Source organism: Streptomyces sp. NPDC006733 (genome assembly GCF_040636125.1).
GTDB lineage: Bacteria > Actinomycetota > Actinomycetes > Streptomycetales > Streptomycetaceae > Actinacidiphila.
Genome location: NZ_JBEYJD010000033.1, coordinates 56830 through 75266 on the forward strand (window position 1 = coordinate 56830; position 18437 = coordinate 75266).

The 18437-nt window shown below is 74.7% G+C and carries 17 protein-coding genes; 14 read left to right on the plus strand and 3 right to left on the minus strand.

The window, feature by feature from the left end:
• Window positions 1-3: 3 nt before the first annotated feature.
• Window positions 4-264, minus strand: coding sequence for a hypothetical protein (locus ABZ721_RS27090; RefSeq protein WP_358791321.1), 261 nt, complete (start codon window positions 262-264; stop codon window positions 4-6).
• A 7-nt stretch (window positions 265-271) separates the two neighbouring features.
• A complete protein-coding gene (locus tag ABZ721_RS27095; protein ID WP_358791322.1) occupies window positions 272-1387 on the minus strand; it encodes a hypothetical protein in 1116 nt (371 codons plus the stop codon).
• A gap of 231 nt (window positions 1388-1618) precedes the next feature.
• Between ABZ721_RS27095 and ABZ721_RS27100 the strand changes: the two genes are divergently transcribed.
• The 6 genes from ABZ721_RS27100 (at window position 1619) to ABZ721_RS27125 (ending at window position 8816) form a co-directional block, all read left to right on the plus strand.
• On the plus strand, window positions 1619-2428 hold the full coding sequence (locus ABZ721_RS27100) for an SDR family oxidoreductase (RefSeq protein WP_358791323.1): 810 nt from the start codon (window positions 1619-1621) through the stop codon (window positions 2426-2428).
• Window positions 2429-2588: 160 nt separating this feature from the next.
• Entirely contained in the window at window positions 2589-3665 is a 1077-nt protein-coding gene (locus ABZ721_RS27105) for a rod shape-determining protein (RefSeq protein WP_358791324.1), read from the plus strand.
• 67 nt (window positions 3666-3732) lie between these two features.
• Entirely contained in the window at window positions 3733-4770 is a 1038-nt protein-coding gene (locus ABZ721_RS27110) for a rod shape-determining protein (RefSeq protein ID WP_358791325.1), read from the plus strand.
• Between the two features lie 591 nt (window positions 4771-5361).
• A complete protein-coding gene (locus ABZ721_RS27115) occupies window positions 5362-6138 on the plus strand; it encodes a chitosanase (RefSeq protein ID WP_358791378.1) in 777 nt (258 codons plus the stop codon).
• Window positions 6139-6286: 148 nt separating this feature from the next.
• Window positions 6287-7546, plus strand: a complete 1260-nt coding sequence (locus tag ABZ721_RS27120; protein ID WP_358791326.1) for a transglycosylase family protein — start codon at window positions 6287-6289, stop codon at window positions 7544-7546.
• A 208-nt stretch (window positions 7547-7754) separates the two neighbouring features.
• A complete protein-coding gene (locus ABZ721_RS27125; RefSeq protein WP_358791327.1) occupies window positions 7755-8816 on the plus strand; it encodes a rod shape-determining protein in 1062 nt (353 codons plus the stop codon).
• A gap of 19 nt (window positions 8817-8835) precedes the next feature.
• On the opposite strand, the gene ABZ721_RS27130 is transcribed toward ABZ721_RS27125, so the two are convergent.
• Entirely contained in the window at window positions 8836-9363 is a 528-nt protein-coding gene (locus ABZ721_RS27130) for a cupin domain-containing protein (protein WP_358791328.1), read from the minus strand.
• 195 nt (window positions 9364-9558) lie between these two features.
• Between ABZ721_RS27130 and ABZ721_RS27135 the strand changes: the two genes are divergently transcribed.
• From ABZ721_RS27135 to ABZ721_RS27170, 8 genes are all read left to right on the plus strand, one after another.
• Window positions 9559-10023, plus strand: coding sequence for an Rrf2 family transcriptional regulator (locus tag ABZ721_RS27135; RefSeq protein ID WP_358791329.1), 465 nt, complete (start codon window positions 9559-9561; stop codon window positions 10021-10023).
• Window positions 10020-10934 carry a DsbA family protein gene (locus tag ABZ721_RS27140; protein ID WP_358791330.1) on the plus strand — a complete coding sequence of 305 codons (915 nt, stop codon included), beginning with the start codon at window positions 10020-10022 and terminating at the stop codon, window positions 10932-10934. Before ABZ721_RS27135 ends, ABZ721_RS27140 begins: the two co-directional genes overlap by 4 nt.
• A 537-nt stretch (window positions 10935-11471) precedes the next feature.
• Window positions 11472-13061 (plus strand): ABC transporter substrate-binding protein, encoded by a 1590-nt coding sequence (locus ABZ721_RS27145; RefSeq protein WP_358791331.1) that lies wholly within the window; start codon window positions 11472-11474, stop codon window positions 13059-13061.
• Complete coding sequence (locus tag ABZ721_RS27150) at window positions 13058-14092, plus strand: ABC transporter permease (protein ID WP_358791332.1); 1035 nt, start codon at window positions 13058-13060, stop codon at window positions 14090-14092. The genes ABZ721_RS27145 and ABZ721_RS27150 overlap by 4 nt, the downstream gene beginning before the upstream one ends.
• Entirely contained in the window at window positions 14089-15027 is a 939-nt protein-coding gene (locus ABZ721_RS27155) for an ABC transporter permease (protein ID WP_358791333.1), read from the plus strand. Before ABZ721_RS27150 ends, ABZ721_RS27155 begins: the two co-directional genes overlap by 4 nt.
• Entirely contained in the window at window positions 15005-16090 is a 1086-nt protein-coding gene (locus tag ABZ721_RS27160) for an ABC transporter ATP-binding protein (protein ID WP_358791334.1), read from the plus strand. Before ABZ721_RS27155 ends, ABZ721_RS27160 begins: the two co-directional genes overlap by 23 nt.
• Window positions 16087-17112: an ABC transporter ATP-binding protein gene (locus ABZ721_RS27165; protein ID WP_358791335.1), complete on the plus strand. Its 1026-nt coding sequence runs from the start codon at window positions 16087-16089 to the stop codon at window positions 17110-17112. The genes ABZ721_RS27160 and ABZ721_RS27165 overlap by 4 nt, the downstream gene beginning before the upstream one ends.
• A gap of 63 nt (window positions 17113-17175) precedes the next feature.
• Window positions 17176-18435 (plus strand): acyl-CoA dehydrogenase family protein, encoded by a 1260-nt coding sequence (locus tag ABZ721_RS27170; protein WP_358791336.1) that lies wholly within the window; start codon window positions 17176-17178, stop codon window positions 18433-18435.
• The last annotated feature ends 2 nt before the right edge of the window (window positions 18436-18437 follow it).

The following is an 18437-nucleotide window of genomic DNA, read 5'->3' on the forward strand; positions in this document are numbered from 1 at the left end:
CAGTCAGCCGCCGGACCCGCGGGAGGTGCCGGCGGCCGCGTGCGCGGGCACGGCCCAGCGCGGGGGGCCGTCCGGGGCCGACGCGGTGACGAGCTTGGCGAGCAGCAGCCACACCACGAGCGCCACCACGAGCAGGACGGCCGAGGCGGTGTCGTGGCCGGCCAGCCGCAGGCCGACCGAGACGACCGCGGTGGCCATCGCGGCCCCGCCGGCGGCGGGGGAGCGGCCGGACCACCAGCGCCGCGCCGCCGGATGGTGCCTCACGGGCCGCTCAGTAGCGCAGGACGAGCGCGACCCGTCCGTCGTCGCTGAGCGAGTCGTCGGGCACGAAGCGGACCTCGGTCTCCTTGTCCAGGGCGGCCTCGATGAGCTGGTCGACGACGTCCTCCTCGACGCCGTCGGCCGCGGTGCCGCCGTCGACGGGCACCAGGTGCCCGTCCTGGATCCGGGCGGAGGCCTGGAAGTGCTCCTCGACCAGCAGCAGCGAGCCGCGGCCCTCGGTGACCGCCTGCCAGGCCTCGTCGAGACCGCCGGCGAAGCGGCGCTTGCCGCGCGCGGTGCCGAGCTCGTCCAGCGCCTCCGCGGTGCGCCGGGCGGTGTACTCCGCGATCACCGGCTGCAGCCGCTCCGCGAGCTCGTGGGCGGGCGCCTTGTCGAGCCCGGCGCGCTCCAGCCGGCCCACCAGGTCCTGCGGGTGCTGCGACAGCTCCGTCAGGAGCGCGACGGTGCTGGTCGTACCGACCAGGAAGACCGGCCGGCGCTCCTGGTCCAGGGCCTTGTCCAGGGCCGCGTCGACGGAGCGCAGGTACTGGCGCATCCGCTCGGTGCGCTGGTGGCCGGGGACGGAGCCGATGTTCGCGCCGGGGAGGGCGTCCTGCGGGTCCGGGATCTCGGGCCGGAGCGGGAAGCCGTGCCGCTCGACGGGCACCAGCCGGTCGCCGGAGCCCTCCCACAGGTGCGTCGCCTCCTCGGACACCACGAGCACCCAGTACGGGCGGGTGTACAGCCGCGCGGCGACGAGGTTGCGGGTCAGGAAGGTGTTGGCGAAGACGAGGCGCTCCTGGACCTCCACCGGGGAGGCCAGCTGCCAGATGTGCCGCTCCCCGGGAGCGAGCAGGACCAGCAGCCCGTCCTCCGGGGTGCGGAAGTCGACGTCCTGGGCGACCGCGTCGAGCTGGCTCTCCAGCTCGATCCGGTCGGCGCGCCCGACCTGCGGGTCCTCCGTGAGGCGCTTGCGGGCCTCTTCGAGGAGGTTGCGCAGCCGGATGGGGTCCTGCGCGTTCTCCGGCCGGTGCCGGTGGGTGGGCATCAGCAGCGAGACCGCCGGATAGGGCCGCGGCCTGCGCAGGCCTTCGAGGATCGCAGGGGTCAGTTCACTGGTGTGCATGCTCGCCCTCTCCACCTGCCCGCCGCGGGAGCGGGCGGATCCGTCCTACCAGGGGAACAGGCTTGGGGGCGGAGCGCGACTCGCGGAGCGCCGGACGGGCGCCGTTCGGCCACCGGCCCGGGCGCCGGCCGGGCGGAGAGCGGGCCGGATCCCGGTCAGGACCCCGGGCCGGTGGGGCGCCCGCGCCGTCCTACGCTGGAGCTTCGATCACTCTGCAGGAAGCGGTGCGCGATGCCCCAGCCCGGTCCGGTACCCGACCCAGCCGCTGCCTCGGCGTTCCCCGCCACCGGCCGCCGGGTGCTGGTCAGCGGCGCCTCGCGCGGGCTCGGCAGGGCGCTCGCCCAGGCGTTCGCGGCCAACGGCGACCGGGTGGCGGTGCACTACGGGTCGCGCCGCGAGGAGGCCGAGGAGACGCTGGCGGAGCTGCCCGGGACGGGTCACGTCCTGCTGGGCGCCGACCTCGCCGACCCGGCGGCGACGGCCGGGCTGGCGGCCGCGGCTGCGGACGCGCTGGGCGGCGGCATCGACGTACTGGTGAACAACGCGGCCGTCAACACCCCGCACCCGCCCGCGACCACCGGGTACGAGCAGTGGACGGACGCCTGGCAGCGGCATGTCGCCGTCAACCTGCTCGGCACGGCCAACCTCAGCCATCTCGCCGCGAACCTGATGATCGCCGCGGGCACCGGCGGCCGGATCGTCAACATCGGCTCGCGCGGTGCGTTCCGCGGCGAGCCGGACCATCCCGCCTACGGCGCGACGAAGGCGGCGGTGCACGCGCTGGGCCAGTCGCTGGCGGTCGCGCTCGCGCCGTACGGCATCGCCGTGGCGTCCGTGGCGCCCGGGTTCATCGAGACCGACCGCGTCGCCCACCGGCTGACCGGCGCCGGCGGCGACGCGATCCGGGCGCAGAGTCCGTTCGGCCGGGTCGCCGCGCCCGCCGAGATCGCCGCCGCCGCCCTGTGGCTCGCGTCGCCCGCCGCCCTGTGGGCCTCCGGGACCGTCCTGGACGTCAACGGCGCCTCTTACCTGCGGACTTGACGGGGTCGGGGGTGGTCACCGGACGGCGGTCGGGGCGGTGCGCCGACCGGTGCCGTTCCCCACTCGGCGCAGCCCAGCGGGCGATCCTTGTGACGGCCCCTCATGGTGGAGGCAAGGCCGCCGCACGAGCGGCCGGATCCACCGTTCGAGAGGCACCACCGTGACCGACAGCTTGCAAGATCTGCGCCGCTGCACCTTGGCGATCGATCTGGGGGCTGCACGGACCCGCATCTATGCGAAGCGCGCCGGACTGATCGTCGACGAACCGAGCCTGGTGGCGGTCGACATCCGCAACGGGCGGCTTGTCGCGGTCGGCGGCCTGGCCGAGCGCATGGCCGGCCGTACCGCCGAATACGTGCGCGTGGTCCGTCCGTTCTCCGGCGGAACCGTCGCCGACGTGGACATGGGCACCCTGATGCTGCGCCAGCTCCTCGGCGACAAGGCGCGCAGGGCCTGGCTGCGCCAGTCCAAACCGCGGATAGCGGCGGCCGTCCCCATCGGTGCCGGGCCGCAGGCGCGCCGGATCCTGTGCGAGACGCTGATGGAGCTCGGCGCCCGGCAGGTGGAACTGGTCCACGCCCCGCTCGCCGCCGCGGTGGGCTCCCTGATCCCGGTCGGACAGCCCGAAGGCAGCATGATCGTCATCTGCGGTGCCTCCGAGACCCAGGTGGCGGTGCTCTCCTTCGGCGGGATCATCGCCGGCGAGGTCCTGCCGGTCGGGGGGAACGCCATGGACGACGCGGTGCTCGAACACCTGCGGATCCACCACGACCTGATACTGCCGCACCAGGGGCTGCTGCCGCTGCACCAGGTGCTGTCCGAGTCGGCGGCGGAGCCCCAGGCGAGCACCGACGTGCACGGCAAGGACGTGTCGAGCGGGCTGGCCCGCTCGCTGAGCCTGGAGACCGCAGGGGTGCGGGACGCGATGCGCGACCCGCTCGCCGCGCTGGTCAGCGGCATCGGCCGGGTACTGCGGCGCTGCCCGCCCGACCTGGTGGTCGACATCGCCGACCGCGGGATCATCCTCACCGGCGGCAGCGCCGTCCTGCCCGGCCTGGACAACATGCTGGGCGCCGCGACCGGCATGCCGGTCCACATCACGAAGGATCCGGCGCTCTCCACGGTGCTGGGCCTGGGCATGATGATCGAGTCCGCCGAGGCGGCCGAACCCGTCGCCGCGGCGCCGGAAATCCGGCCGGAGGGCGCTGTACGGGCGGCGAGCCAGGAACTCGCATGACCGGCCGGTCGTACGGGGCGGCCCTGCCCATAGCATCCGGGGTACTCCCCGGGGTCGGGAGAGAGTGATGACCCTGGTGCCGGTTCTGGAGCGCGCGCGCCGCTGCACCGTCGCCGTGGACCTGGGAGCCGACAGGACCCGCGTGTACCTCCGGGGACACGGGCTGGTCGCCGACGAGCCCAGCGTCGTCGCGTTCGACACCGAGCGCGGCGAGGTGGTCGCGATCGGTACCACCGCGGAGCAGCTGACCGGCCGCACACCGGAGCACGTCGTCTTCATCAAGCCGGTGGCGGGCGGCATGGTGGTCGACGTCGAGATGGCGCGGCGCCTGCTGCGGCACGTGGCCGGGTCGAAGCTGCGCCGGGCGCGGCTGCGCACCCCGGTGCTCCGGGCGGCCCTGAGCCTGCCGCACGACGCCCCGCCGGTGGCGCGGCGCACCGCGTTCGAGACGCTGGCGGGGCTCGGCCTGCGCCGTGTCGAGCTGGTGGACTCGCTGCTCGCGGCGGCGGTGGGCTGCGGGCTGCCCGTGGAGTACCCGGAAGCGACCATGATCGTGCTGGCGAACGCGGACAGCACGCAGGTGGCGGTGCTCTCCATGGGCAATGTGGTGGCCTCCGAGACCGTGCCGGTGGGGAGCGACACCATCGACCGGGCGGTCGTGGAGTACTTCCGGGGCCATCACGAGCTGACGCCCTCGTACCAGACCGTGCAGTCGCTGCGCGAGGCGATCGGCCGCACCGTGACCGCCTCCGAGCCGGACGTCGAGCTGAACGGCCGGGACATCGTCAGCGGGCTGGCCCGTTCGGTGACGGCCGACGCCCAGGTGGCCCGGGACGCGATGGCGGGCCCGCTGCGCCCGATCCTCGACGGGGTCAGCATGGTCATGCGGCGCTGCCCGCCGGACCTGGTGGTCGACATCGCGGACAGCGGGCTGACGCTCGGCGGTTCGATCTCCCGGCTGCCGGGGCTGGACTCCCTGCTGCGGACGGCCACCGGACTGCGGGTGCAGATCGCCGAGCACCCGGACGGCTGTGTGGCGCGCGGGCTGGGCGCGATGATCGACGGCACGATCGCCCCGGCCCGCCAGAGCGTGCCGGTCAGGTAGCGGTCCCCGCGGAGGGCCCCCGGCACGAGCCGGGGGCCCTCCGCGTACCTCCGGGGCGCGGGCCGGCAAGGCACCCGTTCGCCGCCTGCCCGCGGACCCCGCGCCGGCCCGAGGGGCCGCGGCACGGGCGACCCGGAGCTTAAGAGCGCCTTATCCGGAACTCATCCTGGGCTCATCCGGGGCCGAGGCGGGCTCGATCCGGAACGCGCCCGGCACCGGTCGGGACCGGCCCCGGCACGCCCCGGTACTGGTCCGGACCGAACCCGCTCCACCCCTGACCAGGGGCGGAACCGGAGCCGGCGCCGATCGTCCGCGGGGCGGACCCGCGGCCCGTTCGGGGCCGGTCCGCGCGCATCCGGAACTGATCATCGAACTGCCCCTTGGCGTCCGTTCGTTGCGGTGCTTGAATACACCCGCCCGGTTAGGAAAGTTTCCTAACTAAGGCGTGGGCAACCTCCCGAGCCCCGAAGTGGCCGCCCCCCGGCCGGAAGCGGAGAGCACGTGAACGACCACCGCGCAGGACGATCCCGCAAGCGCCTGACCCTCCTCATAGCCACCGGACTGCTGGCGGCAGGCGCCACCCCCCTGGTGATCGCAGCCAACGGCAACGCCGCGACGCCCGTGGCCGCGCACAGTACCGCGGCCAAGGCAGCGGCCGTCGGCCTGGACGACGCGCACAAGAAGGACATCGCGATGCAGCTGGTGTCCAGCGCCGAGAACTCGTCGCTGGACTGGAAGTCGCAGTACAAGTACATCGAGGACATCGGCGACGGCCGCGGCTACACCGCCGGCATCATCGGCTTCTGTTCCGGGACCGGCGACATGCTGGACCTGGTCGAGCTGTACACCGACCGCAAGCCCGGCAACGTGCTCGCCAAGTACCTGCCCGCGCTGCGCAAGGTCAACGGCACCGAGTCGCACTCGGGCCTCGGCTCGGGCTTCGAGAGCGCCTGGAAGACCGCCGCCAAGGACACGGCCTTCCAGACCGCGCAGAACGACGAGCGTGACCGCGTCTACTTCAACCCGGCCGTCAAGCAGGCCAAGGCCGACGGCCTGCGGGCGCTGGGTCAGTTCGCCTACTACGACGCGATCGTGATGCACGGCCCCGGCACCGACAGCACCAGCTTCGGCGGCATCCGCAAGGCGGCGCTGAAGAAGGCCAAGACCCCCGCTCAGGGTGGAAACGAGACAACGTACCTCAACGCCTTCCTCGACGCCCGCAAGGCGGCGATGAAGACGGAGGAGGCGCACAGCGACACGAGCCGGGTCGACACCGAGCAGCGCGTCTTCCTGCAGAAGGGCAACCTCGACCTCAACCCGCCGCTGAGCTGGAAGGTCTACGGCGACAGCTACAACATCGCCAACTGATCCACGGCGGGGGCGGGCGGCGTCGCGGGCCACGCGGCGCCGTCCGTCCCAACAGCCGCTCCGCGTGCGCCCCTTGTGGTGGCCAAAACCTTCCGTCTAACCTGTGGGGCGCCAGTCCGGCCCCCGGTCGTGGAAGAGGACGAGGTCTATGCCATTACGTGGTCGTCACCGCCGCTACCGGCCCAGCCGGGTCTCGCAGGCCTCACTGACCGTCACCGCGGGCGGAGCGGGTCTCGCCCTTCCGCTGATCAGCGTCAGCGGCGCCTCGGCGGCGCCGCTCAGCACCTGGGACAAGGTCGCGCAGTGCGAGAGTACCCAGGACTGGAGCATCAACACCGGCAACGGGTACTACGGCGGTCTGCAGTTCGCCAACAGCACCTGGAAGGCCTACGGCGGCACCGTGTACGCCTCCCGCGCCGACCTCGCGACGAAGTCCCAGCAGATCGCCGTCGCGGAGAAGGTCCTGCGCGGCCAGGGCCCGCGAGCCTGGCCGGTGTGCGGGCCCAAGGCGGGACTGACCCGCGGCAGCGCGGCCCCGCAGCAGGCCGCGGCGCACGCGAAGAAGGCCGCTCCCGCGAAGACGCCCAAGGCGCCCGTGAAGCTGGCCACGAAGGCCGCGCCCGCCAAGGCCGCCCCGGTCGCCAAGCCCTCCTCGCCCACCACTCCGGGCCGGACCACGGCCGACGCGTATGTCGTCGTCAGCGGTGACACGCTGTCCGGCATCGCGACGGACCACCGGACCAGGGGCGGTTGGCCGCAGCTGTACGCCGCCAACCGGCAGACCATCGGCGGCGACCCGGACCTGATCTTCCCCGGCCAGCACCTCAGTCTGCCCAGTACCGGACCGGCCGACCGGACGCGGCCGCCGGCCGCGAAGCCGCAGCCGCACGAGAAGGCGGCGCCCGCCAAGCCGGCGGTGGTCCACAAGGCGGCCCAGAAGCCCGTCCACCAGCCGGCGCAGAAGCCGGCCCAGCAGCCCGCCCACCGGCCCGCACCGTCCGGATCGTCCTTCATGGCGCCGGTCAGCGTCAGCCCCAGCACCGCGTACCACGCCTCCGGCGCCAGCTGGTCGAGCGGCTACCACACCGGCGTCGACTTCCCGGTCTCCACCGGCACGTCGGTGAAGGCCGTCGGCAACGGGACGGTCGTCTCCGCCGGCTGGGGCGGCGCGTACGGCTACCAGGTCGTCATCCGCCACCCCGACGGCCGGTACAGCCAGTACGGGCACCTGTCGCAACTGTCCGTACGGTCCGGGCAGCCGGTCAACCGGGGCCAGCAGATCGGCCGTTCCGGATCCACCGGCAACGCCACCGGCCCGCACCTGCACTTCGAGATCCGCACCGGGCCCGGGTACGGCTCGGACATCAACCCCCTCGCCTACCTGCGGTCCCACGGCGTCAGCATCTGACCCCGGCGGGACCACCGGCAGGACCGCCGACCCGACCACCGGCACGCCGGCGCCCGCACGGCGCCGGCGTGCCGCCGTCGGCCGCCGGAACGAGGCGTTTCACTCTTTCGAGGGACAACGCGCGGCGGGCACCACCGCGCGCGCGAGGGCGGGCATGCCTTCATGAGGACAGGCCGTCCCCGGCCAGGCATCCCCCCCAGGAGTCCCCATGACGCTCCCTCAGTTGCGCCACGTCTTCGCCGGCGGGCAGCGGGCCGGCTCGCCCGAACCGGGCGGCCCGTCCACCGCCCTGGACCTGGTGGTGGACCTGGGAACCGCGAACACCCGGGTGCACAGCAGGAACGGCCCGGTGAGCGAGGGCGCCTCCGTGGTGGCGGTGCGCACCGGGACGAACAAGGTGCTGGCGATCGGCGAGGAGGCCCGGCGGATGCTCGGCCGCACCCCGCCGGGCATCGTGGCCACCGCCCCGCTGCGCCACGGGGCGATCACCGAACTGGAGGCGGCCTCGCGGCTGCTGTGGCACGCGCTGGGACGCAGGCGGCCGTGGACGGCGTGGGCGCCGCCCCGGGTGCTGGTCACCGTCCCGGTGCTGGCCACCTCGGTGGAGCGCCGGGCGCTGCAGGACGCGCTGCACGCCGCCGGGGCCCGCCAGGTGCGGATGCTGCCCAAGCCGCTGGCCGCGGCGATCGGCGTCGGACTGCCGGTGCGGGACGGCGACGGCTGCATGGTCGTCGACGTCGGAGCGGGTACCACCGACGTGGCCGCGTTCGCCTTCGGCAGCATGATCGCGTCCGCCTCCACGGCCGCCGCCGGTGACGCCTTCGACGAGGCGATCACCACGTACCTGGAGAGCCGGTACGGGCTGACGCTCGGCGTCCGCTGGGGGCAGCAGGTCAAGACCGGACTGAGCGGTGCCGGCCCCGCCGCGCTGCCGGTGACCGGCCGCGACCAGGACACCGGCCGGCCGCGTACGGTGCGGGTGACCCTGGCGGAGCTGACCGGGGTCGTCGCGCCCTACGTCCGGGTGATCGCCGAGACGGTCGACGCGGTGCTGGAGCAGAGCCCCACCGGCGTCGCCGACGACATCACCCGGCTGGGCCTGGTGCTGACCGGCGGCGGCTCGCTCATGGGCGGTCTGCGCGCGCAGCTCGCCGGCCTGCTCGGCATGCCCGTCCGCCCCGCGGCCGACCCGATGTCCTCGGCGATCCTCGGCGCCCGCAGATACCTCACCGAGGCGAGGTCGCTGCCGCAGCAGCTGCTCCCGGTCTGACCCTGAGGCAGACCGCGACCTACCGCTCGTCGCCCAGGACGTAGAGCCCCGGCAGGTTGACGACGACGGCCTCCTGGGTGCTGCGCGCGATCACGACGACGGCCTCCTCGTCGTCGCTCGGGTTCTCCTCGCGGTGCGGGACGAAGGGCGGCACGAAGATGTAGTCGCCGGGCGCGGTGCGCAGCCGGACCTCCTCGCGGACGCCGTCCGACTCGTCGAGGAAGACGAACTCGGGGTGCCCGCTGACGACATGGATCGCGGTCTCGGAGGCGCCGTGGTGGTGGTCGGAGGACGCGGTGGCGGGCGCGACATGGGTCTGCCCCATCCAGATGCGCTCCGAGCCGACCGTGCGCCCGCTGATGGCGGCGAACCGGCGCATGCCGCCGGTCTGCGCCGTGTCACCGTCCAGGGCGTCGGCGCGGATGTGGTGCAGCCGGGCGTGCAGCGGCAGCGAGCTGCCGGCGCCCGCGTCCGGAGCGGGGTCCGGCAGGTCGGGGTGGAAGCCGTCGAGCGGCGACGGCTGCGGGGGGTGCGGGTGCGAGGTCATGGCGGTTCCTGCCCGGGGCTCGACGGCTCGGTTGCGGACGGCGGTTGCGGACGGTGCCGCGGAGGCCCTGGCCCAGACCGTAGAGAGCGGGTTGAATGGATGTCAAGATGTGTCCATTAGCGTCGGCCCGGCTGTCCGCCGGTTGCCAGGGCCGCTCGATCCCAGGGACGCACCCTCACGAGGAAGACGGTACCCATGCACATCTCGGCCAAGACGGACTACGCCGTGCGGGCGCTCGTGGAGCTCGCCGCCGACGGCGGCAGGCCGCTGACCTGTGAGGGCATCGCCTCGTCGCAGGAGATCCCGTTCCGCTTCCTGAAGTCGGTCTTCGGCGATCTGCGCCGGGCCGGACTGGTCCGCAGCCAGCGCGGCTGCGAGGGCGGCTACTGGCTCGGCCGGGACGCCGGGCTGATCACCCTGGCCGAGGTGATGGTCGCGGTCGACGGCGACTTCATGACCCTGCGCGGTGAGCGCCTGGACGACCTGGACTACCCGGGCGCGGCCCGGCAGCTGCCCTCGGTGTGGCGCGCCGTGCAGGCGGCGGCGGAGGACCTGCTCGGGCGGATCACCGTCGCCGAGCTGGCGGACGGCGGGGCCGCGGCGGGGGCGGGTCTCGCGGAGCTGCTCGCACCGCGGGCGGGTGCGGTGGCGCGGGCGTGACGCCGCGGGCCGGAGGGACCCTGGAGATCGTGGAGTTCACCGACCCGGCCTGCCCCTGGGCCTGGGGCTCCGAGCCCACCTTCCGCAGGCTGCGGCACGCGCTGCGCGGCGCCGAGGCGGCCGGCGACGCCTCCTGGCGCCGGGTCTGCGGGATCCTCTTCGACGAGGACGACGACCCGGCCCCCGACCCCGCGGCGGAGGCGCGCTGGTACGAGGAGTTCGTCGCGGGGATCGCCCGGCACACCGCCGCGCCCTTCGCGCACCGGCTGGAGCGCGTCGCCGTCAGCAGCTGGCCGGCGTCGCTCGCGGCGAAGGCCGCCGAGGCGCAGGGCGCGCCGGTCGCGGAGCGGGTGCTGCGGCGGCTGCGCGAGTCCACCTTCGTGGTCGGCACGCCCGCGGACAGCGAGCGCGGGGTGTGCGAGGCCGTCGCCGGCGTCCCCGCCCTCGACCGGGAGCGGCTGGTGCGCGACATGCGGGACGCGGCCACCGTGCGGGCGGTGCGCCGGGACTGGCGCGAGACCCGCACCCCGGCGCGCTGCGTGCTGGACGCGGACGGTCCGGGGCCGCACGGCGGCCGGGCGAAGCTGGTCAACGGGCGGCACCGCTACGCCCTGCCGACCCTGCGGCTGACCGGTCCCGGCGGCACCGTCCACGTGCCCGGCTGGCGGCCCTACGAGGAGTACGCGGACGCGGTCCTGCGGGCCGCGCCGGGGGTGCGGCTCGCCCCGGGCCTGCTGGCCGCCGACGCGGCGCTGGAGCGCTACCGCACCCTCACCGACGTGGAGTTGGGCCTGCTCACCGGGGCCCGCGAGGCACCCGCGCACGCCGTGCGGATCGCGACGGGGAACGGTCCGCTGTGGCTGCACCCGGACGAGGCACGCACCCACCCGGCGGTGTCGAACGTTGCGTGACGTGGGCCGTTGGCGCAATCTCGGCTCATGAGACACCGAAAGGTGTCCATTGACAGCGCGTCGGCCCCGCCGCCAGTATGTGCGCATGAACCCGACGCACCCCGGTGTGGTGTGCCGATACGTGGACTACCGGCGTACCTCCAGCGCACTCTGTCGCTGACCCCGCCCTCTCCACCCGGCCACCAGTCCCGGCGACACCCGACAGGCACCTGACCCGCTGACGCGGTCCGGTCGCCCGCCGGCCGCCGGACGGCCGTCCGTGCGAGTTCCGTGGCGTCCCGTTCCCTGTCGACGGCGCCGCCGCTGCCGCCTGCCGCAGGCCCCTTCCCGTCGCCGTACCGCATCCGTCGCCGTACCGCCGCGCGTGCTCCCGCACCTGCTTCCCGCACGTTCCCGGCCGGCACCGCACGTACCGCACCCTGCCCGTCCTCATCCCCAATCCTCCGCGCCCTCGGTACCCGACGAGGCGCCGTACGGCCGTGCTCCCATGCCCCCGCCCCGGCATGGCCGCACGGCCGAGAAAGGTGGCGCACGCCCATGCAGAGCTTCCGCACCCCCTCCACCACCGCTGACGCCGACCGGCCCGCCGCGCTTCCCGCGGGCCTCGGCCGGCGCTCCTTCCTGGGCCTCGCGCTCGGCGCCGGCGCCGCCCTCACCCTGGCCGCCTGCGGCTCGGACGCCGCCCCGGCCACCGCCGGCGGCACCGGCGGCACCCTCAAGTGGGGCTGGGCACTGCCCACTTCGTGGGACCCGGTGACGTCCTCGGCGGGCTGGGACGTGCACGTCCTGTCCCTCGTCTACGCGGGCCTGACCAAGGAGAACGAGAAGGGCGACCCCGTTCCGGCGCTCGCCGAGTCGTGGAAGTACAACGCGGAGGGCACCTCGGTCACCTTCACGCTGCGCAAGGGGACGACGTTCAGCGACGGCACCCCGGTCGACGCGACCGCCGTCAAGAAGAGCATCGAACGCGGCCGGGACCACCCCAAGTCGCTCATCGCCGCCCAGCTGTCCAACGTCAAGACGGTCACCGCACCCGACGCCGGCACCCTCACCATCACCCTGGCGAAGCCCGACTTCCAGCTCCCGGCCCTGTTCGCGGGCAAGACCGGCATGGTGGTCAACCCCAGGGCGTTCGAGGCCGGGGCCGACGCCACCGCGATCGCCACCAAGCCGGCCGGCGCCGGACCGTTCACCCTCACGTCGTACGTGCAGAACTCCCGCGCGGTCCTGCGCCGCAACCCGGCCTACTGGGACGCCGCCCGGATCAGGACCGAGAACTTCGAGGTCTACCCGCTGCCCGAGGCCTCCACGGTCGTGGCGGCCCTGCAGTCCGGGCAGTACAACGTCGCGCAGATCCCGGGCAGCCAGGTCGAGGCGGCCAAGGCCGCCGGACTCCAGGTGCAGGTGATCCCGTCCCTGGTGGTGGCGACACTCGACGTCAACATCAAGAAGGCGCCCTTCACCGACCCGGACGTCGCGCTCGCGCTGAAGTACGCCATCGACCGGCAGGAACTGCTCAAGGCGGCCGCGTTCGGCCACGGCGAGGTCAGCTACCAGCCCTTCCCCAAGGGGTATGTGGCGCACAACGACGAGCTGGACGACCTGTACCCGTACAACCCGCAGAAGGCCAAGGAGCTCCTCGCCAAGGCCGGCCACGCCGACGGCCTCGAACTCACCCTCACCACCTCGGCCGCGCAGGGGGTGCCCGAACTCATCCAGGCGCAGCTGAAGAAGGTCGGCGTCACCGCGAAGATCGAGGTCATCCCGGCGGCGCAGGCCACCCAGATCATCTACATCCAGCACTCGCGGGCGCTGTTCACCGACCAGTTCGCCGGACGGGACTCCGCCGTCCAGGCCTTCCAGGTGCTCTTCGGCGAGCAGGGGCTGATGAACCCCGGCCGGACCGTCGACCCGGAGCTCACCGCGGCCCTCGACGTCGTGCGGCGCACCCCGCTGGAGTCCCCGGACTACCCCAAGGTGCTGCAGAAGGCCACGTCGATCGCCGTCCGCTCGATGCCCAACGTCTTCCTCTACACCGTGCCGCGCATCCTGGCCCGCAGCCCCAAGGTCTCCGAGATCCCCGCGTTCACCGTCGTGCAGCGCTTCGAGGGGGTCACCGCGTCATGAGCGTCACCGCGCCTGCCTTCCGGGCATCGCTGCCGCGGCTCGCGCGCCGGGCCGCCGCCGCACCGCGGCCGCTCGGCCGGCTGCTGGCCGTCAGCGGCACCGTCTTCCTGCTCTCCTCCTTCCTCACCTTCGGGCTGGGCGCGCTGTCCGGGGCCAACCCGGCGGCCGCCGTCCTGGGGGAGACCGCCACGCCCGACGACATCAGCCGCATGCAGCACCAGTTCGGCCTGGACCGCCCGCTGGTCGTCCAGTACCTGAGCTGGCTGGGCCACGCCCTCACCGGCGACCTGGGGCGGTCCTGGTTCACCACCCTGCCGGTCTCCGACAGCATCGCCCAGGCGCTGCCGGTGGACCTGTCGATCGCCGGACTCGCCCTGCTGATCGCGGTGCTGCTCGGCGGCGGTGCCGGCATCACCGCCGCGCTGCACGCCGGCGGCCGGACCGACCGCGCGGTCACCCTGGTCTGCTCGGTCCTGGGCACCCTGCCCGCGTTCGTGGTGGCGATCGCCCTGATCGTCGTGTTCTCCGTGCAGCTCGGTGCCCTGCCCAGCGGCGGCTACGTGGCCTTCTCCGCCGACCCGGCCGGCTGGCTGCGCTACGCGATCCTGCCCGCGTTCGCGCTGAGCGTCGACGCCGCCGCGTCCATCGCCCGGCAGTTGCGGACCTCCCTGGTCGGGGCGGTGCAGGAGAACTACGTGACCGGCGCGGTGATGCGCGGCTTCTCCGGGCGCCGGGTGCTCTTCGGGCACGTGCTGCGCAACGCGGCGGGCCCGGCCCTGACCGTGCTGGGCATGAGCGTGCCGGTGATCCTCGGCGGGGCGGTGGTCACCGAGCGGATCTTCAACCTGCCGGGGATCGCGCAACTGTCCCTGCAGTCCGCGCAGCAGCACGACATCCCCGTCATCCAGGGCACCCTGCTCGTCACCGTCACCGTGGTGCTGATCGCCAACGTCGCGGTCAACGCGGCGCTGGCCGCCCTCAACCCGGCGGCCCGGCGGGCCGCACCGGCCGCCGAAGGGAGCGGATCATGAGGTCACTGCGCCGGGTGTGGCGGGTGCGCGCGGCCCGCCTCGCGCTGCTCGTGCTGGCCGCCGTCGCCGTCCTGGCCGTCGCGGGCGCGGCGCTGAGCCCCTACGACCCGCTGGCCCAGGACACCGCGAACATGCTGCACGGCCCCGGCGGCGCGCACTGGCTCGGCACCGACTACCTCGGGCGCGACGTGCTGAGCCGGCTGCTGTCGGGCACCGGACTGTCGGTCGCGGGCGCGCTGGAGGCGGTCGGCGCCGCGATGGCCCTGGGCTTGCTGCCCGGCCTGGCGTCGGTCTGGCTCGGCCGCGGGGTCGAGTGGACCGCGCTGCGGGCGGTCGACGCCCTGATGACGCTGCCGTTCACCGTCTTCGCCATCGCGGTGGTGGGGGTGCTCGGCAACGGGATGCACCAGGCGATGCTGGCGCTGGGCGTGCTGTTCGCGCCGCTGTTCTTCCGCGTCACCCGCGCCGCCGCGCTCGGCCTGAAGCAGGCCCAGTACGTCGAGGCCGCCGAACTCGTGGGCGCCTCGCGCTGGTGGATCCTGCGGGTCCACATCTGGGGCAAGATCCTGCCGACGGTCGCCGTCACCACCGCCCAGGCCGTCGGCCAGGCGCTGCTGGTCGTCGCCTCCCTCACCTTCCTGGGCCTCGGCGTCCAGCCGCCCGCCCCGACCTGGGGCGGCATGCTCGCCGCCGACCTGGGCTTCCTCGCCCAGCAGCCCTGGGCGCCGCTGATCCCCGCCGCGGTGATCATGATCACCGTCGGTGCGCTGAACATCCTCGCGGACGCGATCCGCGACAGCGGCGCCGCCACCGAGCCGCCGCGGGACGCGCCGGCGGCCCCGCTCGCCGAGCCGGCGCCGGCCACCCCCGCCTCCATCGATGAGTTCCGCACCAGCCGGAAGGAGCAGACCGATGCCGCAGTCCCCGTCGCCTGAGCGCGTCACCGGCCGGGCCGTACCGCGGGGCGAGCCGGCCCTGTCCGTCGAAGGGCTGACGGTCACGGTCGCCGGCGGCCGTGCGCGGGCCGTGCGCGACGTCTCCTTCGCGGTGGCACGCGGTGAGTCCGTCGGCCTGGTGGGGGAGTCCGGCAGCGGCAAGAGCCTCACCTGCCGCTCGGTGCTGGGCGTCCTGCCGCCCGGCTGCGAGGTCGCCGCCGGATCCGCCGTCCTCACCGGGACCGCGCCCGACGGCGCGGACTCCGAAGGAACCGAACTCACCGCGCTGACCCGCCGCCAGTGGGACGCCGTCCGCGGCAGCCGTCTCGGAGCGGTCTTCCAGGACCCGGCCTCCTACCTCAACCCGACCCTCACCGTGGGCCGCCAGCTCGCCGAGCAACTGCGGGTCAAGCTGCGGCTGTCCGGCGCCGCCGCGCACGCGCGGGCCGTCGCGCTCTTCACCGACGTCGGGCTGCACCGCCCCGCCGACGTCTACCACCAGTACCCGCACGAGCTCTCCGGCGGCATGCTGCAGCGCGTCCTCATCGCCATCGCGATCTCCTGCGACCCCGAACTGCTCATCGCGGACGAGGCCACCACCGCGCTCGACGTCGTCGTGCAGGCCGAGATCCTGGAACTCCTGCAGCGGCTGCGCACCGACCACGGACTCGCGCTGCTGCTGGTCACCCACGACCTCGCCGTCGTGGCCGAGGTCTGCGACCGCGTCCTGGTGATGTACGCGGGCGAGATCGTCGAGGACGGACCCACCGCGCAGGTGCTCGCCGCGCCCTCGCACCCGTACACCGAAGCGCTGCTGCGGGTCGCCTCGCTCGGCACCTGGGGCCGCCGCGAACTGGACGTCATCCCCGGCCTGCCGCCCGAGGCGGGCGCGGAACTGCCCGGCTGCCGGTTCGCCGACCGCTGCGCGTACGCCACCGCCGCCTGCACCGCGGCGCCGATCCCCCTGCACACCGCGGGCGACGGCCACCGCTCCCGCTGCCTGCGGGCGGCGGAAGCCGCCGGTGCCGTGACCACGACGCGCAAGGAAGGAGCCACCGTATGACCACCGCCACGGAACACCCCCGCACCGCCGGGCCCGACACGGCCGGCCGGCCGCTGCTCGACATCCGCGGCCTGAGCGTGGCCTACGGCCGGCGCGGCGCCCACGCCCGGGTGCTGGACGGCGTCGACCTCGGCGCCCGCTCCGGCGAGATCCTCGGCATCATCGGCGAGACCGGCTCCGGCAAGACCACCCTGGCCCGCGCCACCGTCGGCCTGGTGCGGCCCGAGGCCGGCCGGATCGGCTTCGACGGCCAGGACCTCGCCGCGCTGCGCGGCCGCGCCCTGCGGGCCTTCCGCCGCACCGGGCAGGTCCAGTTCACCTTCCAGGACTCGCTGCGCTCGCTCGACCCCGAGCTGACCGTCGACCGCATCGTCGGCGAACCGCTCGCCGTGGCCGGCGTCCCGCGCGAGCGGCGCGCCGCCCGGGTGGCGGAGGCCCTCGCCCGCGTCGGGCTCGACCCCGCCGCCCTGGGCACCCGCACCCCCGGACAGCTCTCCGGCGGTCAGCGGCAGCGGGTCTGCGTCGCCCGCGCCATCGTCACCCGCCCGCGGCTGCTGATCACCGACGAACCCGTCAGCGCGCTGGACGCCTCCAACCGCAACCTCGTCCTGCACCTGCTCGACCGGCTGCGCCGGGAACTCGACCTCGCGATCATCGTCATCTCGCACGACCTCAGCTCGCTCGCCGGCATCGCCGACCGGGTCGCGGTCCTCTACCGCGGCCAACTCGTCGAACAGGGGCCGATCAGCGAGGTGCTGGAGCACCCGCGCCACCCGTACACGGCGCTGCTCACCGCGTCCGCCCCCAGCGTGCGGCGCGAACACCGGCTGCTGCCGGCGCAGTTGCGTACCGACGGCGGGAGGCAGGCGTGGCCGGACGGGGAGGGCTGCGCGTTCGCGCCGCGCTGCCGCTTCGCCGGACCGGAGTGCCGCGAACGGCCCGCCACCGTGCCGTCCGACGGCCCCGGGGCGCGCTCCGTCGCCTGCCACCACGCCACGACCTGGCGCCGCGAACTCGGCTGAGCCCCCGCGATCCGCCCGCCCGCATGCCGCCCGCTCCACCTGCCCCGACCGGCCGGAGACACCGTGCCCACCACCGCCGCACCCACCGCCCTGCCGCCGCTGGACCTCGACCGGCTGCCCGGCATCCGCGCCGAACTCGCCCTGCGGGCCGCGGAGCACGACCGGGACGCGTCCTTCCCCGCCGAAGGCTTCACGCTCGCCCACGGCGCGGGCCTGCTGACCGCCACCGTCGCCACCCGGCACGGCGGCCCCGGCGCGGGACTGGCCGACACCGTCCGGATCCTGCGCGCGCTGGGCGGCGGCGATCCGGCCGTCGCCCTGGTCACCGCCATGACCCTGTTCACCCATGCCGCCGAGGCCCGCTCCGCGCACTGGCCGCGGGCCCGGTACGCGGAGGTGCTGGCCGAGGCCGCCGCCGGACCCGCACTCCTCAACGCCCTGCGGGTGGAGCCGGAACTGGGCAGCCCGGTACGCGGCGGCCTGCCCGCCACCACCGCCCGCCGGGACGGCGCCGACTGGCTGCTGACCGGGCACAAGATCTACTCCACCGGCGCGGTGGGGCTCAGCCGGATGCTGGTCTGGGCCCGCACCGACGAGGAACCGGTGCGCGTCGGCTCCTTCCTGGTCCGCGCGGGAAGCCCCGGGCTGACCGTCGAACGCACCTGGAACCACCTCGGGCTGCGCGCCAGCCGCAGTGACGACGTGGTCCTCGACGCCGTCCGCGTCCCGCGCGGGGACGTGGTCGCGCTGGCGGCGCCGGGGTCGGCGGCCCCGGACCCGGTGGCCGGCGCCTGGGGCGCGCTGGGTCTGGCCGCCCTCTACCTCGGCATCGCGGGCGCCGCCCGCGACTGGCTGACCGGCTTCCTGCACGAACGCGTCCCCACCGCGCTCGGCGCACCGCTGGCGACCCTGCCGCGCTTCCAGAGCGCGGTCGGTGAGATCGAGGCCGCCCTCACCGGCGCCGACACGCTGGTCGACGCGCTCGCCGCGCGCGTCGACGCGGGCGACGCCGAGGCGGTCGACCGGGCGCAGATCGCCAAGCTGCTCGGCGTCCGGGCCGCGATCGGCGCGGTGGAGCAGGCCGTCGCCCTGGTCGGCAACCACGGCCTCACCCTCGACAACCCCCTGCAGCGCCAGCTGCGCGACGTGCTCTGCGGCCGGGTGCACACCCCGCAGGACGACTCGGTCCTCGCGGCGGCCGGCCGGGCCGCCCTCGCCCGCCACCGCCCGGAACCCGCACCGCCCGCCGCCGCTTCCGCGTCCCCCGCCTCCCCTCCCGTCTCCTCCGACCCTTCCGCAGTCCCCGCACCGAAAGGCAACTGATC

Coding starts and splice junctions, on each gene's coding strand:
- ABZ721_RS27155 (WP_358791333.1), top strand. CDS start 14,089: ATGAGGTCACTGCGCCGGGTGTGGCGGGTGCGCGCGGCCCGCCTCGCG.
- ABZ721_RS27145 (WP_358791331.1), top strand. CDS start 11,472: ATGCAGAGCTTCCGCACCCCCTCCACCACCGCTGACGCCGACCGGCCC.
- ABZ721_RS27110 (WP_358791325.1), top strand. CDS start 3,733: ATGACCCTGGTGCCGGTTCTGGAGCGCGCGCGCCGCTGCACCGTCGCC.
- ABZ721_RS27135 (WP_358791329.1), top strand. CDS start 9,559: ATGCACATCTCGGCCAAGACGGACTACGCCGTGCGGGCGCTCGTGGAG.
- ABZ721_RS27165 (WP_358791335.1), top strand. CDS start 16,087: ATGACCACCGCCACGGAACACCCCCGCACCGCCGGGCCCGACACGGCC.
- ABZ721_RS27160 (WP_358791334.1), top strand. CDS start 15,005: ATGCCGCAGTCCCCGTCGCCTGAGCGCGTCACCGGCCGGGCCGTACCG.
- ABZ721_RS27100 (WP_358791323.1), top strand. CDS start 1,619: ATGCCCCAGCCCGGTCCGGTACCCGACCCAGCCGCTGCCTCGGCGTTC.
- ABZ721_RS27130 (WP_358791328.1), bottom strand. CDS start 9,363: ATGACCTCGCACCCGCACCCCCCGCAGCCGTCGCCGCTCGACGGCTTC.
- ABZ721_RS27120 (WP_358791326.1), top strand. CDS start 6,287: ATGCCATTACGTGGTCGTCACCGCCGCTACCGGCCCAGCCGGGTCTCG.
- ABZ721_RS27150 (WP_358791332.1), top strand. CDS start 13,058: ATGAGCGTCACCGCGCCTGCCTTCCGGGCATCGCTGCCGCGGCTCGCG.
- ABZ721_RS27125 (WP_358791327.1), top strand. CDS start 7,755: ATGACGCTCCCTCAGTTGCGCCACGTCTTCGCCGGCGGGCAGCGGGCC.
- ABZ721_RS27095 (WP_358791322.1), bottom strand. CDS start 1,387: ATGCACACCAGTGAACTGACCCCTGCGATCCTCGAAGGCCTGCGCAGG.